Origin of the sequence: Paracoccus sp. SJTW-4, assembly GCF_047716885.1 — a bacterium.
GTDB classification, from domain to species: domain Bacteria; phylum Pseudomonadota; class Alphaproteobacteria; order Rhodobacterales; family Rhodobacteraceae; genus Paracoccus; species Paracoccus solventivorans.
Genome location: NZ_CP136681.1, coordinates 2,041,790 through 2,057,247, shown reverse-complemented (window position 1 = coordinate 2,057,247; position 15,458 = coordinate 2,041,790). Strand labels below are relative to the sequence as shown.

14 protein-coding genes are annotated in these 15,458 nt (G+C 70.1%); 6 read left to right on the top strand and 8 right to left on the bottom strand.

Translation table 11 applies throughout. From position 1 onward, the window contains the following. The first annotated feature begins 69 nt into the window (after positions 1-69). From RSP45_RS10030 to RSP45_RS10010, 5 genes are all read left to right on the top strand, one after another. Entirely contained in the window at positions 70-1,458 is a 1,389-nt protein-coding gene (locus tag RSP45_RS10030; RefSeq protein WP_415391823.1) for a leucyl aminopeptidase family protein, read from the top strand. Continuing rightward, positions 1,458-2,285, top strand: coding sequence for a C40 family peptidase (locus RSP45_RS10025; protein WP_415391822.1), 828 nt, complete (start codon positions 1,458-1,460; stop codon positions 2,283-2,285). Before RSP45_RS10030 ends, RSP45_RS10025 begins: the two co-directional genes overlap by 1 nt. A 67-nt stretch (positions 2,286-2,352) precedes the next feature. Next, the gene (locus RSP45_RS10020; RefSeq protein WP_415394043.1) at positions 2,353-3,414 is read left to right on the top strand and encodes a saccharopine dehydrogenase; all 1,062 of its coding nucleotides are present in this window, start codon (positions 2,353-2,355) and stop codon (positions 3,412-3,414) included. Then, positions 3,411-4,550, top strand: coding sequence for a saccharopine dehydrogenase C-terminal domain-containing protein (locus RSP45_RS10015; RefSeq protein WP_415391821.1), 1,140 nt, complete (start codon positions 3,411-3,413; stop codon positions 4,548-4,550). The genes RSP45_RS10020 and RSP45_RS10015 overlap by 4 nt, the downstream gene beginning before the upstream one ends. 83 nt (positions 4,551-4,633) lie before the next feature. Further along, positions 4,634-5,821 (top strand): PQQ-dependent sugar dehydrogenase, encoded by a 1,188-nt coding sequence (locus tag RSP45_RS10010; protein WP_415391820.1) that lies wholly within the window; start codon positions 4,634-4,636, stop codon positions 5,819-5,821. A gap of 331 nt (positions 5,822-6,152) precedes the next feature. Here RSP45_RS10010 and RSP45_RS10005 read toward each other — a convergent pair whose 3' ends face one another. Then, positions 6,153-6,500, bottom strand: a complete 348-nt coding sequence (locus tag RSP45_RS10005; RefSeq protein WP_073065394.1) for a DUF3775 domain-containing protein — start codon at positions 6,498-6,500, stop codon at positions 6,153-6,155. A gap of 46 nt (positions 6,501-6,546) precedes the next feature. After that, positions 6,547-8,379, bottom strand: coding sequence for a DNA mismatch repair endonuclease MutL (mutL, locus tag RSP45_RS10000; RefSeq protein ID WP_415391819.1), 1,833 nt, complete (start codon positions 8,377-8,379; stop codon positions 6,547-6,549). A 137-nt stretch (positions 8,380-8,516) separates the two neighbouring features. Between mutL and RSP45_RS09995 the strand changes: the two genes are divergently transcribed. Continuing rightward, entirely contained in the window at positions 8,517-8,675 is a 159-nt protein-coding gene (locus RSP45_RS09995) for a hypothetical protein (protein ID WP_324327592.1), read from the top strand. Between the two features lie 77 nt (positions 8,676-8,752). Here the strand turns inward: RSP45_RS09995 and RSP45_RS09990 are convergent, their stop codons facing one another. The 6 genes from RSP45_RS09990 to purH form a co-directional block, all read right to left on the bottom strand. Continuing rightward, positions 8,753-10,090 (bottom strand): M16 family metallopeptidase, encoded by a 1,338-nt coding sequence (locus RSP45_RS09990; protein WP_415391818.1) that lies wholly within the window; start codon positions 10,088-10,090, stop codon positions 8,753-8,755. Beyond that, positions 10,087-11,502 carry a M16 family metallopeptidase gene (locus RSP45_RS09985; RefSeq protein ID WP_415391817.1) on the bottom strand — a complete coding sequence of 472 codons (1,416 nt, stop codon included), beginning with the start codon at positions 11,500-11,502 and terminating at the stop codon, positions 10,087-10,089. Before RSP45_RS09985 ends, RSP45_RS09990 begins: the two co-directional genes overlap by 4 nt. Positions 11,503-11,746: 244 nt before the next feature. Next, entirely contained in the window at positions 11,747-12,373 is a 627-nt protein-coding gene (locus tag RSP45_RS09980) for a YrbL family protein (RefSeq protein ID WP_415391816.1), read from the bottom strand. Between the two features lie 125 nt (positions 12,374-12,498). Next, positions 12,499-12,987, bottom strand: coding sequence for a DUF3035 domain-containing protein (locus RSP45_RS09975; protein ID WP_415391815.1), 489 nt, complete (start codon positions 12,985-12,987; stop codon positions 12,499-12,501). A 57-nt stretch (positions 12,988-13,044) separates the two neighbouring features. Continuing rightward, a complete protein-coding gene (gene lspA, locus RSP45_RS09970; protein ID WP_415391814.1) occupies positions 13,045-13,812 on the bottom strand; it encodes a signal peptidase II in 768 nt (255 codons plus the stop codon). Further along, a complete protein-coding gene (gene purH, locus RSP45_RS09965) occupies positions 13,812-15,401 on the bottom strand; it encodes a bifunctional phosphoribosylaminoimidazolecarboxamide formyltransferase/IMP cyclohydrolase (RefSeq protein WP_415391813.1) in 1,590 nt (529 codons plus the stop codon). Before purH ends, lspA begins: the two co-directional genes overlap by 1 nt. Positions 15,402-15,458 lie beyond the last annotated feature (57 nt).

Here is a 15,458-nt window from a genome sequence, read left to right as displayed (position 1 = left end):
GAAGCCGCAGGGGTTTCTTTCTGGCCTAAATACCCACAAAACAGGGCCGAAAGAGCCCAGGGAGCCGCCATGACCGAACCTCAATTCGCGCCCGAAGGGATGGACAGCCGCCCGCTGTGGCTGGCGGCGCAAGGCGATACGGGGCCGGTCTGGCCCGAGGGGATCGACCCGGCGTTTCCGCTGGCCGCGGGGTTTGCGGGCAAGCCGGGGCAGCTGTGCCTGTTGCCGGGGCCGGGGGGTGTCGCGGGCGCGCTGTTCGGCATCGGTCGCCCCGCCACCCCTGCTGACCGCCCGGCGCGCGAGCGGTTCACCATGGCCCGCGCCGCCGAGGCGCTGCCCGAAGGCGCCTGGCGGCTGGAAGGCGCGCCCGCGGGCTATGACCTGACCCATGCCGCGCTGGGCTGGCTGTTCGCGCAATATCGTTTCAACCGATACAAACCGGCCGAGCCACCCAAGGCGCGGCTGGTCTGCCCCGAAGGCGTCGATGCGGGGCAGCTGCTGGCGATGGCGGCGGGCGAGTATCTGGCCCGCGACCTCATCAACACTCCGGCCTCGGACCTGGGACCGGCCGAGCTGGAGGCTGTGGCGCGCGATCTCGCCGCGCGCCACGGGGCCGAGGTGAATGTGATCACAGGCGCGGCGCTGGCCGAGGGCTTTCCGATGATCCACGCCGTCGGCCGCGCCGCTGCGCCCGGGCGCGAGCCACGGCTGATCGAGCTGCGCTTTCCGGGCGACGGCCCTGCGGTGGCGCTGGTCGGCAAGGGGGTCTGCTTCGACACCGGCGGGCTGGACATCAAGCCCTCATCCTCGATGCTGTTGATGAAAAAGGACATGGGCGGCGCCGCCAACGTGCTGGGGCTGGCCGAGACGCTGGCGCGGCTGGGCCGTGCCGGCGGGCTGCGGGTGCTGGTTCCGGCGGTGGAAAACGCCGTCGCCGGCGACAGTTTCCGCCCCGGCGACGTGCTGACCAGCCGCAAGGGCCTGACCGTCGAGGTCAACAACACCGACGCCGAGGGCCGCCTGATCCTCGCCGATGCGCTGGCCTATGCGGCCGAGGATGGCCCTGCGCTGATGATTTCCATGGCGACCCTGACCGGGGCGGCGCGGGTGGCGCTGGGCCCCGACCTGCCGCCGTTCTTCTGCGACGACGATGCGGCGGCCGAGGCGCTTTACCGCGCCGGCCGTGATCACGCCGATCCGATCTGGCGCCTGCCGTTCTGGGAGCCTTACGAGGCGATGATCGAGCCTGCCATCGCCGATCTGGACAACGCGCCCTCGGGCGGCTTTGCGGGCGCCATCACCGCCGCGCTGTTCCTGCGCCGCTTTGCCGAGGGCGCTGGCCGCTATGTGCATTTCGACATCTACGGCTGGCAGCCCACCGCCGCGCCGGGCCGCCCCAAAGGCGGGGTGGGGCAGGGGATGCGCGCGATCCTGCACGCGCTGCCCGAGTTGGTGTGATGGATCGCCGCCTGACTCCCGCCACCGATCGCGTGGCGCTGCGCGGTGCCGAGGTCGCGCGGGATGTGTTCACGGACGGAGAGCGGCGGCGGGTGGCGATGCCGTTGGTGGACCTGTGCCGTGCCCTCGACGGTCCCCGTGACCGGCAGCTGCTGTTCGGCGCCGATGTGCTGCTGATCGAGGCGCGCGACGGCTGGGGGTTCGTGCAGGCCGCTGCGGATGGGTATTGCGGCTGGGTGCCTCTGGCGGCGCTGGGGGATGCAGGTGATGTGATCACACACCGGGTCAGCGCACCGGCGACGCATGTCTATCCCGCCCCCGACTTCAAGCAGCGGGAAACCCTGTCGCTGTCGCTGGGCTCGCGGCTGGTGGTGACCGGGGTCGAGGGGCGCTTTGCCAGGCTGGCCGAGGGCGGGTTCTTACCATTGCAACATCTCTCGGACCAGCCCGGTGATGCGGCAGGAATTGCGGTTTCGTTGCTGGGCACCCCCTATCTGTGGGGTGGTAACAGCCGCTGGGGCATCGACTGTTCCGGCCTTGCGCAGGCGGCGCTGCATGGCGCGGGCATCGCTTGCCCCGGCGACAGCGACCTGCAGCGCGCCGCCTTTCCCGAAACCGACACGATCCGGCGCGGCGACCTGCTGTTCTGGCCGGGCCATGTGGCGCTGGCGCTGGATGCGACCACGATGATCCATGCCACCGCCTTTGCCATGGCTGTGATCACAGAGCCGATCCCTGACGCCATCGCCCGGATCGAGGCGGCCGGCGAGGGGCCGTTCCTGGGCGCAAGGCGGCCGCGGCTGGACGACCGCATCGGCTTTCCGTAACTGTCGGCCGGCGTTAACCCGTGCTTTACCGGGGGCTGCTAGCGTGACGCAGATGAGGGGGAATCGCATGGTGCATCTGTGGGTCCGGGCGGAGAGCCGCCCCAATGAGGACAGGGTCGGCATCACCCCCGACGGCGCGCGCGACCTGATCCGCCGCGGCTTCCGCGTCTCGGTCGAGGATAGTCCGCGCCGGGTGATCCCCACGGCGGAGTATCGCGCCGCCGGCGCCTCGATCGTGCCCGAGGGGTCCTGGCCCGAGGCGCCGCCCGATGCGATCATCTTTGGCCTCAAGGAACTGCCCGATGACAGTTCGGCCTTGCCGCATCGCCACATCATGTTCGGCCACGCCTTCAAGGGCCAGCCCGCCGGGCAGACGCTGCTGCGGCGGTTTCGCGCGGGCGGCGGGCGGCTTTACGACCTGGAATACCTGCTGGACGACCACGGGCGGCGGCTGGCGGCCTTTGGCTACTGGGCGGGCTATGCCGGCGCGGCGGTATCGCTGAAATCCTGGGCGGCGCAGCAGCGGGGCGGCATCTGCGGCCCGGTCGGCACCTACCCCGACAAGGACGCGCTGGCGGCCGAGCTGCGGGCCGAATTGGACGCCACCGGCCAGCCCCGCCCCCGCGCCATCGTCATCGGCGCCCGCGGCCGCGTCGGCTCTGGCGCCGCCGATCTTTGCGCGGAAATGGGCGTGCGGGTCACGAAATGGGACATGGAGGAGACCGCGCATGGCGGGCCTTTCCCGGAAATCCTGCTGCACGAGATCTTCCTGAACTGCATCCTGGCGCAGCCCGGCTGCCCGGTTTTCGTGCCGGAAACCGCGGTCAACCCGGGCCGCGCGCTGCGGGTGATCGGCGATATCGCCTGTGACCCGACCAGTGAATTCAACCCGGTGCGGGTCTATGACCGCACCACCAGCTGGGCGGCGCCGGCGCTGCGGGTGGCGGAAAATCCACCGCTGGACGTGATGGCCATCGACAACCTGCCCTCGATGCTGCCGCGCGAATCCAGCCTCGATTATGCCGCGCAGCTGTTGCCGGTGCTGCGCGAGCTCGACACCATCGACGCCGGTCCCTGGGGGCGGGCGGCGGCGATCTTTGACACGCATCTGAAAGGGCTTCAGCCATGACCATCCATTGGGTCGGAACCGGACTGTCCTCGATTCCCGGGCTGCGGCGGCTGCTGGGCGGCAAGACCCCGGTCACGGTCTGGAACCGCACCGTCGAAAAGGCGGAATCCGCAGTGGGCGAGCTGACCGACGACATCCGCGAGTTCTCGCCCGAGCGGCTGGCGGCCGAGGTCCGGCCCGGCGACGTGGTGGTTTCCATGCTGCCCGCCGACCGCCACCCGGCGCTGGCCCGCATGTGCATCGAGCGGCGGGCGCATTTCGTCAGCTCGTCCTATATCTCGCCCGAAATGGCCGGGCTGGAACAGGCGGCGATGGACGCCGGCGTCGCGCTGGTGAACGAGGTCGGGCTGGACCCCGGCATCGACCACCTGATGGCGCACGAGTTGGTGGCCGATTACCGCCAGATCGCGCGGCCGGGGGATGAGGTCAGCTTTACCAGCTATTGCGGCGGGATTCCGGCGCGTCCGAACCCGTTCCGCTACAAGTTTTCCTGGTCGCCGCTGGGGGTGCTGCGGGCGCTGCGCTCGCCCTCGCGCTCGCTGCGGGACGGGGCGGAACGCATCGTCCAGCGCCCCTGGCACGCGATCGAGCCATACGACGCGCCGCTGCCCCGGCCCGAGCGGTTCGAGGTCTATCCCAACCGCGATTCGGTCGAGTTCATCGGGCAATACGGTTTTGCCCCCGACTGGAAGATCCGCGATTTCGTGCGCGGCACCATCCGCCTGCAGGGCTGGGCCGACGCCTGGGCCGGGGTCTTTGCCGAGATCGAGACCCTGGACGGCCCCGCGGGCGAGGCGCGGCTGCGCGAGATGTCCGAGCAGTTCTGGGCCGAAAACGCCTATGCCGAGGGCGAGCCCGACCGGGTGGTGCTGTTCGTGCGCCTGACCGCGCGCCGCGACGGGCAGGCGGTGTTCGACCGGGAATGGGCGCTGGATGCGCGCGGCAACGCCGATGGCAGCGCCATGGCGCAGCTGGTCTCGATCCCGGTGGCGCTGGCGGTGGAAACCGTGCTGGCGGGCGGGTTTGCCCCCGGCGTCCACGCCGCCCCCGACGACGCGGCACTGGTGTCGGCGTGGCTGGCCGAAGTCGGCGGCATCGCCGACCACATGGAAAAGCTGGACCACCTGCAAGGCTGACTCCGGACTGGCGCCGCCCGGAACAATTCCGGGCGCGCGCGGTTTCCCCTGCTCGGACGAAAGAGTTTCAGGGGAAGATTGTCATGAGCCTGCTGCGTTCCGCCGCGGCCGCTGTGGCCAGCATCCTGCCGGCGCTGGCGGCCTCGGCCCAGGATTTCAACGCCACGCCGCCGAACGCGCCCGATCAGCGTCCGGCCTTCGAGGGCCAGACCCGCGCCCCGGTCCTGACCGACGAGATCGCGCTGAAAACCGATGTGATCACGGACGGGCTCGACCATCCCTGGGGGATGGAGCAGCTGCCCGACGGCGGCTGGCTGGTGACCGAACGCCCGGGAAAGATGCGGGTGATCGCGCCCGACGGCACGCTGTCCGACCCGATCTCGGGCCTGCCCGAGATCGACGTCACCGGACAGGGCGGGCTGCTGGACGTGCTGCTGGCCGAGGATTTCGAGCAATCCCGCCGGCTGTGGTTCAGTTATGCCGCCCCGGCCGAGGGCGGCAACCACACCGCCGTCGCCACCGCCACGCTGTCCGCCGACAATTCCGCGCTGGAGGGGGTCGAGCAGATCTTTGCGCAGGTGCCGGTCTATGACGGAAAGCTGCATTTCGGCAGCCGGCTGGTGCATGACGGCGAGGGCAATCTGTTCGTCACGCTGGGCGAGCGCTCGGACGTGCCGATCCGCGACACCGCGCAGCAGGACGACAACCATCTGGGCAAGCTGCTGCGCATCGACGCGATGACCGGCGCCCCGGCCGAGGGCAACCCGGGGCTGGGCCTGCCCGAGGTCTGGGCCAAGGGCTTCCGCAACGTGCAGGCCGCGGCGCGCGACGGGCAGGGGCGGCTGTGGACGGTCGAGCACGGTCCCAAGGGCGGGGACGAGCTGAACCGCCCCGAGGTCGGGCGCAATTACGGCTGGCCTGTGATCACATACGGGCTGGATTATTCCGGCGCCCCGATCAACGAAGGCATCACCGCAAAGGAGGGCATGGAGCAGCCGGTCTACTACTGGGACCCGGTGATCGCGCCCTCGGGGATGGTGTTCTACGCCGGCGAGATGTTCCCCGAATGGGAAGGCGATATCCTGATCGGCAATCTGCAGACCGACAAGGCCTTTACCCGGCTGCGGCTCGACGGCGATCTTGTGGCGGGAGAGGCGCGCTATCTGGACGGCGTGGGCCGGGTCCGCGACATTGCCGTTGCCGCCGACGGCGCGGTGATGCTGCTCACCGACGAGGATAACGGGGCCCTGCTGCGGGTCAGCCGGGAATGACCGTCTCTGCTGCGGGTGTGATCACATCCGCAGTAGCTCGTCGCCCTCGGCGCGGGGGGGCAGGCCAAACGCCTTCATCCCCAATTCCAGATGGTCGGCCGACTTCGACGCATTCAGCAGGTAAAATACTCGGTGGGATAGTATTTTTGCTTATTGGGGCGTCCGTGTGATCACATCTGCATAGCCGGCGAGGCGCGCTATCTGGACGGCGTGGGCGCGGTCCGCGACATTACATTGCCGTCGCCGTCGCCGTCGCCGTGATGCTTGCTGACCGACGAGGATAACGGCCCTGCTGCGGGTCAGCCGCGAATGACCGGTGCTGCGGGCGTGATCACATCCGCAGCAGTTCGTCCCCCTCGGCCCCGGGGGTCAGGCCAAGCGCTTCCATCCCCGATTCCAGATGGTCGGCCAGCTGCGGCTCTCCCAGCAGGTAGTCCTCGGTGGGGGTGGTCTTTTCGTTGCGGGCGGTGTCGATCGCTTCGGCCAGGTCCGAGGCGTCGAAAGTGCCGCGTCCGATCCACATCACCGCTGTCAGTTCGGCCTGTTCGTCCTCGGTCAGGCCGGCGATGAAATCACGCAGCTCATAGGCGCTGCGGCTGCCGCTGCCGTCGGTGCCGAAATCATACTCGCGCGCGCGGAGGATGACGAAGGCGATCTTGTCGGCGCTCAGTTCGAACATGGCTGTCCTCTCTTTCGGCGCATTGTTGCCCGGGGTCGCGCGCCGGTCAATCCTTGCGGCCGAACAGCCGCTCGATATCCGAGAGCTTCAGTTCCACCCAGGTCGGCCGGCCGTGGTTGCACTGGCCCGAGCGCGGCGTCCGCTCCATCTCGCGCAGAAGCGCGTTCATTTCCTGGGCATTCAGGCTGCGCCCGGACCGGACCGAGCCGTGGCAGGCCATCGAGGACAGCACCGCATCCAGCCGCCCCTGCAGGCGGTCCGAGGCGCCGGCGTCGGCCAGGTCGTCGGCGATGTCGCGCAGCAGCGCTGCGACATCAAGCCGCCCCAGCGCGGCGGGGATTTCCCGCACCACCAGGCAGCCGGGGCCGAACGCCTCGACCACCAGCCCCAGCCGGTCGAGCTCTGCCGCCATGGCCAGCAGCCGCTCGGCCCCCTCGCCAAGCTCGACGATCTCGGGGATCAGCAGCGCCTGGCTGGGGATGCGGGGGGCGGCGGCGGCCTGGGCCTTCAGCCGCTCATAGACCAGCCGCTCATGCGCGGCGTGCTGGTCGACGATCACGATGCCGTCGGCGGTCTGGGCGATGATCCAGTTTTCATGCAGCTGCGCGCGGGCAGCACCCAGCGGCGCGTCGGTCGGCGCGGCGGCGGGCTCTACCCGCGCGGCGGCGGGGAACACCGGCGCGGCCTCGGGCCAGGCCGGGGGCGCCTCGGCAAGCCCCGGCGCCGCGTCGGGCAAGGGGGCCAGCGGCGCCTGTGCCTGCCAGGCGGCCAGGCTGGCGGCGGGCGAGGGGTGCGGTTCCGGCCGGAACGCCGCCAGCGTTGCCGCGCCGCCGGTGGACGAGGATCGGTGCCCGGCCGCGGCCAGCGCATGGCGCAGGCTGGCCACCACCAGCCCGCGCGCCGCGTCGGGTTCGCGGAACCGCACCTCGGCCTTGGCGGGGTGCACGTTCACGTCGACCCCCTGCGGGTCGCAATCGACGAACAGCACCGCTGCCGGGTGCCGCCCCTGCGGCAGCACGTCGAAATACCCCGCCCGCAGCGCCCCGGTCAGCAGCTTGTCGCGCACCGGGCGCCCGTTGACGTAAAGATGCTGCGCCACCGCCGCGCCGCGCGAATAGGTGGGCAGCGCCGCCAGCCCGGTCAGGCGCAGCCCGTCGCGGCTTGCGTCGATGGGGATGGCGTTTTCGATGAACTCGCGCCCCATCACCCGGGCGATGCGGGCCGAGAGCGCGTCGAACAGCTCGCCCTGTTCGGCATCGGCGCGAAACAGGATGCGGGCGTCGTCCTCGTCGGTCAGGGTAAAGGCGACGGCGGGTTCGGCCATGGACAGCCGGCGCACCACCTCGGCGATGGCCTGGGTTTCGGCGCGGTCGCCGCGCAGGAACCGCAGCCGGGCGGGGGTGGCAAAGAACAGGTCGCGCAGCTCGACCACGGTGCCGCGGTTGCCGGCGGCCGGGCGCACCGGGCCGATCCGCCCGCCCTCGACGGTGATGCGCGCCGCATCCGTGCCCGCCGCGCGGCTGGTGATCGACAGCCGTGCCACCGCGCCGAGGCTGGGCAGCGCCTCGCCCCGGAAACCGAAGCTGCGGATGTCGAGCAGGTCCGAGCCGTCGATCTTCGAGGTCGCGTGCCGGGCCAGCGCCAGCGGCAGGTCCTCGGGCGCCATGCCGCAGCCGTCGTCGCTGACCCGGATCAGCCGCTTGCCGCCGCCCGCGATGGCGATGTCGATGCGCGTGGCCCCGGCGTCCAGCGCGTTCTCCACCAGCTCCTTGACGGCCGAGGCGGGGCGTTCGACCACCTCTCCGGCCGCGATGCGGTTGGCGGTGGCTTCGTCCAGCTGCCGGATCCGGGGCCGGATGTTGAGGTCGTGGCGGGTCATGCCCCCAGATATAGCAGGGGCACCGGGGCAGCGGAAATGATTCTGTTCATCGCGGCGGAAATGTGGAACAGGCGGCGGGGACGGGCGTTGAGCCCACAGCAAATGCAGGACTGGATCCCGCCATGAAGATCGCAAGCATGATTATCGTCGTTGCAACCCTGGCGCTGGCCGCCTGCGGTCCCAACGCCGCCACCCGCGCCACCACCGGCGCGGCGACCGGCGCGGTGGTCGCGGGCCCGGTCGGCGCGGTCGCCGGCGCCGCCATCGGCGGCAGCGGCGCGGTCAAGGTGCAATAGGACCCGTTGTCGTAACGAGTACGACCCCTAGCGGGGTTTCACGGACGCCGCCCCCGGCCGGGGCGGCGTTCTGCATTTCACTGCGCTGCTTGTGCGGTGCTGTCGATGCCAGAGGGGCGGCCGACCAGCACGAACTCCAGCGCCTTGGGGTCCAGCATCCGCTGCGCGACGCGGTGGACGTCCTCGGCGGTGACCGCGCGCACCCGGTCGTTGCGGGTGTTGATGTAATCCGGCGGCATGTCCATCAGCTGCATCCCGGTCAGGATCCCCGAAATGCGGCGGTTGCCGTCGAAGCGCAGCGGGTATTCGCCGGTCAGATAGGTCTTGGCGTCGGCCAGCTCCTGCTCGGTCACGCCGTCGCGGATCGTGCCCCAGATCTCGCGTACAAGCGCCACCGCCTCGGCGGTGCGGTCGTTGGCGGTGGCCATGCCGCCGCCCCAGCTGTCGCCCAGCACCTGGTTGGACAGGCTGGTGCCGACGCCATAGGTCAGCCCGCGCTTTTCCCGAATCTCGTCCATCAGCCGCGACGAAAACCCGCCGCCGCCGAGGATATGGTTCAGCACCACCGCCGCGAAGTAATCCGGGTCGTCCAGCGGCAGCCCGGCTTGAGCAAAGCGCACCACCGTCTGCGGGCTGTCCCAGTCGATCACCGTGGTGGCGCCGGTCAGCTGCAGCTGCGGGCGGGGCGGCAGGGGCGCGGTGGCCTGCGCCGGCAGCCCGCCCAGGATGCGGTCGAGCAGCAACCCCAGCGATTCCGCATCGATGTCGCCCGCGGCCGACACGATCACCCGGTCGCGCGCGATCACGCTGGCATGGGCTTGGGCCAGATCGTCGCGGGTCAGCGCCGAAACCGATTCGGCGGTGCCGGTCAGGGGCGAGCCATAGGGGTGGTCGCCCCACATACGCTTGGCCATCTCGATCGCGGCGATGCTGCCGGGGTCGCTGTCCTGCGAACGGATCACCGACAGCGCCTGCGCGCGCACCCGTTCCACCGCGTCGGCATCGAAACGGGGCCGGGCCAGCGCGTCGGCCAGCAGATCGGCGGCGGCATCGCGGTTTTCGGTCAGGGTGCGAAAGCCGACCATCACCGCATCGTCCGAGACGTCGAAGGCGGCCGAGGCCGCCAGCGCCTCCATCGCCTCGGCATAGGCTACGGCGTCGCGCTCGCCCGCGCCCTCTTCCAGCAGCGCGGTCATCAGGTGGACGGCGCCGCGCTTGCCCGGCGCATCAACCGAGGCACCGCCGCGGAAGGCGATCTCGATGGCGACGAAGGGAATCGAGTGGTCCTCGACCAGCCACGCCTTGATGCCCTGGGGCGAGGTGACCTGCTGGATGTCGATGGCGCGCGCGGGCAGCGCGGCCAGCAGCAGCACGGACAGCGACAGCGAAAGGGCGGCAAGGGCGCGGCGGATCATTGCAGCTGCTCCGGTTCGGCGGCGGTGTCGATCGGGTCGGCGGTGGTGGCCGGTGGGGTTTCGGCGGCGGCGGCCGCTGCGGTTTCAGAGGGTGCGGCGGGTTTCAGCAGGCTGGTCACCCCGGCGCGCTCGCCCAAGGCCAGCTCGGCGGCGGCGCGCACGTCGTCGGCGGTGACCGCGGCCAGCAGCTCGGGCCAGTCGTTCACGTCCTCGATGCCCAAGCCGATCGCCAGCCCCTGCCCGTAGTCATAGGCGCGCCCATGCGCCGAATCGCGCTGATAGATGCGGGCGGCGCGCAGCTGCGTCTTGACCCGCTCCAGCTGCGCCGGGTCCGGGCCGTCGCGCCGGAAATCTTCCAGCGCCTGCATCAGTGCGGATTCCGCCGCGGCATCGTCGCTGCCGGGGGGATAGGCCATGCTGACGCTGAAGGTGGTCGGATCCACGCTCAGCCCGTCATAGCTGGCGCCCACCCACAGCGCCTTGCCGGTCAGTACCAGCCGCTGCCCCAGGTACGAGGTCTGCGGAGAGCCCGCCAGCAGCTCGGCCAGCACGCTCAGCGCCGCGGCGGTGGTCTGGTCGCCGGGGTTTCGTTCGGGCACGATGACGCTGCGCGACAGCACCGGCTGCGGCACGCGCGGGTCGCTCATCTCCATCCGCCGCTCGGCGCGCTGGACGGGTTCCTGCGGGCGGGCGGCGCGGACTGCACCCTCCTTGGGCGGGATCGGGCCGTAATGGGTCTGCGCCAGTTGCCGCACCTGGTCGGCGGTCACGTCGCCCGCGACCACCAGCACCGCCGCATTCGGGGCGTAGTGGCGGTCATACCAGTCCAGCGCATCCTCGCGCGTCAGGTCCACCATCTCTTGCCGCCAGCCGATCACCGGGCGGCCGTAGGGGTGGTTGTAGAACTGCACGGCCGAGCGCTCCTCGCCGAACAGCGCGCGCGGGTCGCTGTCGGTGCGCTGGGCGCGTTCTTCCAGCACCACCTGCCGTTCCGCCTGCCAGTCATCCTCGCCGATGCGCAGGTTCTCCATGCGGTCGGCCTCCATCCCCATCACCAGGTCGAGCCGGTCCGAGGCGATGCGCTGGAAATAGGCGGTGTAGTCATAGCTGGTGAAGGCGTTGTCCATGCCGCCGTTGGCGGTGACGGTGCGCGACAGCTCGCCCGCGGCCAGCCTGTCGGTGCCCTTGAACATCAGATGTTCCAGATAATGCGCCAGCCCCGACTTGCCCGGCTGCTCGTCGGCCGAGCCGATGCGGTACCAGAGCATCTGCACCACCACCGGGGCGCGGTGATCCTCGATCACCACCGCCTGCATGCCGTTGTTGAGGGTGAAATGAGAGATGCCCGGCGGCATCTCGGCCAGCGCAGGACTGGCGGCGGTGGCAAGCAAAACGGCAAGGGTGCGGCGCATCGAAGGGCTCCGGTCTTTCGCGGGGTGGCGAGAGGTTGGCCGCTGGACGCCCCGGGCGCAAGCCGCCCGCGGTCAAGCCGTGGTGAGCGGACGGGGCGTCTTTGGTGCGAAAATATCCCGGGGGTGCGGGGGCAGCGCCCCCGTTGCGGCGCATCCATCCTGCGTCGCCGCCGGAACGGGGGGCTTTCCGCCCCCCGCACCCCCCGGAGGATATTTTCACACCAAAGACAGAGAGCCGGGCGCGCTATGGAAGCGGAATATCCAGCGCCTCGACAATGCGCGCCTGAACCTTGCGGACATGGCGGGCGCTGATCCTGGATGACATCGCTCGTACCGGAATCAGAAGCTTTTCGCCGATTCCGTCCACCAGGACGAATTCGGGGCGATCGTTGCGGGATTCCGTATACATCAGCCCGGCTGCATTCACTTCGCCGAACACGACATGCAGCCGAACGCAATCGTCGAAGAACCTGACAAGCGCCTGCAGATGTTTCTCCTCGAGCCCGGGGCCCGTTGCCAGATTATGCAGGGTCCAGCACTTCCCATCCGGCGCAATCACCTTTTCCGTGATCAGCCCAAGGCCTTCGGTGGTGCCGATCAAGCCCGAGGGGGTTTCGATGGGAAAGCTGAACTGCCCGGATCCGCGCGTCGATTTGCAGAGCTGGAGATATTGCAGCAGGTGACGGCGGAACTGGCGGTACGCACCCTGAAACAGGGCGCGCCGCCGTGGTCCTTGACTGGCAAAGCCTCCGTCATCTGCGACAAGCTCGGGGCGGATTGTCTTGATGACCTTATGCGGGTCATGCGGGTGCTGATAGACGTTCTTGATGGTCCCTTGACCAATGCGCACACAGCTTTCCAAAGAAAGCACTCCCGCCTCGAAACGTAATTCCGTGATAGTCTTAGTTCCTTACCAAGGCGGAAGCACAGTCGGACTTATCTGCGATAGAGGACGCTGCCACGGCACCTTCTACGCAGCCCAGGCGGCAAGCCGCGTCAGCGGGTCGAGCCGGGCGGAGGGGCGCTGGGGGTCTGGGCGCCGCTGCGGCGCCAGCGTTCGTTTTCGGCCCAGCTGTCCAGCGACTGCCGGTCGTAGACGCGGTAATAGGCGTTGGCGCCGGCGATGGCTTCCATCACGCGGCGGCGGTTGCGGCCGCGGAAGGCCTCGTCCTCGGCGGCGGTGACCTCGCGGATGTCGGGCTGGATGCCGGCGCGCCCGGCATGGGCGATCAGCGCCGCGTCGGCGGCGCCGATTCCCTGCGCGGCCAGATGGCCCGGGTTGCCGCCAAGCGCGGCGATGGCGTCGCCCTTGGGGTTGGGGTCGGTGATGTTGCTGCCGCCGGGGGTCGGCGTCGGCAGCTCGGCCAGATCGGGGGGCATTTCCAGCGATCTTGTCGGGACGATGGCGAATTCCTCGGGGCCGTCGCCGGATTTGCCCAGATGCATCAGCCGGCCGTCGCCGCCACAGGCGGCCAGTGTCAGCATGGAAAGAGTCAACAGAACAGCCCGCATCGCACCACCAGTCAGAGCGTTGCCCCGCTTCTAGCGCGTCTTGCGGGCGCCGTCACGGGTCTTGTCGTTCTTGGGTTTCGCCGCGGCGGTGCGGGGCTTTCCGGCCTTGCCGGCCGGCTTGCCCTTGCCACCCGCCGCGCCGGAGGATGGCCCGGGCTGCAGCACCAGCCCGATCGCCCCTGCGAAGATCGCGATATCGGCGATGTTGAAGCTGTAGGGGTTGCGCCAGTCGGGCAGCGACATGTTCAGGAAATCCGCGACCGCCCCATAGACCATGCGGTCGATCACGTTCCCCAGCGCGCCGCCGATCAGCAGTCCGGCGGCGATCTGCGCCAGCCGCCCCGGCCGCACCCGCACAAGCCACACCGCCACCCAGACGCAGATCACCAGCGCCACCGCGATCAGCACCAGCCGCATCACCTCGACGTCCGAGCTGAACAGCCCGAAGTTCACCCCCTGGTTCCACGCCATGCGCAGGTTCAGCCACGGGTCGAGGACGTCGATCGCCTGCACCTGCTTGAGGTTGAGCAGCTGCACCACGATCCATTTGCTCAGCTGGTCCAGCGCCAGCACCGCCACCGCGACCCAGGCCGCCCAGCCCAGCCCCGGTTTCGGCGGCGGCGGGGCAGGCTTGCGGCGGCGCTTGGGCGCCGCGGGCTTGCCGTCCGCCGGGGCCGCGGGCTTGCGCGGCGCGGGGGCAGCAGCACCGGGGGCCGGGGCCGCGGCCTTTGCCGGGGCGGGCGCCGGGTCGGACCCGGGGGTGGGCCCAGAGCTGGGGATGTCGTCGCTGTGGCTCATCAGTGGCGGAAGTGGCGCTGTCCGGTAAACACCATGGCAAGGCCCAGCCGGTCGGCCGCCGCGATCACCTCGTCATCGCGCATCGAGCCTCCGGGCTGGATCACCGCACGGGCACCGGCGGCGGCCAGCGCCTCGATCCCGTCGGCAAAGGGGAAGAATGCGTCCGAGGCCACTGCCGCGCCCTCGGTCAGCGGTGCCGAAAGGCCAAGCGCCTCGGCCATGTCCTCGGACTTGCGCCGGCCGATGCGGGTGGAATCGACCCGGCTCATCTGCCCGGCGCCGATGCCGACGGTGGCAAGGTCGCGGGCATAGACGATGGCGTTGGATTTCACATGCTTGGCGACGGTCCAGGCGAACATCAGGTCGGCCAGTTCCGCCTCGGTCGGCTGGCGCTGGGTCACCACCCGCAGGTCGGCGCGGGCCACATGGCCGTTGTCGCGGTTCTGCACCAGAAAACCGCCGGCCACCTGCCGGAAGGTCAGCCCGCCGGCGCGCGCATCGGGCAGGCCGCCGGTGGTCAGCAGGCGCAGGTTCTTCTTGGCGGCAAAGACGGCGCGGGCGGCGTCGTCCGCGTCGGGGGCGATCACCACCTCGGTGAAGATCTCGGTGATGGCGCGGGCGGTGGCTTCGTCCAGGTTCCGGTTCAGCGCGATGATCCCGCCAAAGGCCGAGGTCCGGTCGCAGTCGAAGGCGCGGCGATAGGCCGATTCGAGCGTTTCGGCGCGGGCCACGCCGCAGGGGTTGGCGTGCTTGATGATCGCGACCGCCGGGCCCTCGGCCGGGTCGAACTCGGCCACCAGTTCGAAGGCGGCGTCGGTGTCGTTGATGTTGTTGTAGGACAGCTCCTTGCCCTGCCACTGCCGGGCGGTTGCGACGCCGGGGCGGTTCGAGCCGTCGGTATAGAAGGCCGCCGACTGGTGCGGGTTCTCGCCATAGCGCAGCGGTTGCGCCAGTGTGCCGGCAAAGGCGCGGCGGCGGGGCGTGGTCTCGCCGATGGCGCCGGCCATCCAGCTGCTGACCGCGGCGTCATAGGCGGCGGTGCGGGCATAGGCCGCCTGCGCCATGCGCTGGCGGAATTGCAGCGAGGTGGCGCCGTCGTTTGCGTCCAGTTCCGCCAGCAGCGCGGCGTAGTCCTGCACGTCGACGATGGTGGTCACATAGGCGTGGTTCTTGGCAGCGGCGCGGATCATCGCCGGGCCGCCGATGTCGATATTCTCGATGCAGTCGTCATAGGCGGCGCCCTTGGCCACCGTTGCCTCGAACGGATAGAGGTTCACCGCCAGCAGGTCGATGGCGCCGATGCCGTGCGTCTCCATCGCGGCGCGGTGCTCGGGGTTGTCGCGCAGCGCCAGCAGACCGCCGTGCACCGCCGGGTGCAGGGTCTTGACGCGGCCGTCCATCATCTCGGGGAAACCGGTGACCTCGGCCACGTCGCGCACCGCCAACCCGGCCTCGCGCAGGGCCTTGGCGGTCCCGCCGGTGGACAGAAGCTCGACCCCGCGGGCGGCCAGGGCGCGGGCGAAATCGACCAGCCCTTCCTTGTCCGAAACGGAAATCAATGCGCGGCGCAGCGGGATGCGGTCGGTCATGGCGGGCCTTCGGATGGCAACGGGGTTGCGCCGTTTCCTAGCCGCTGCACCGCCGAC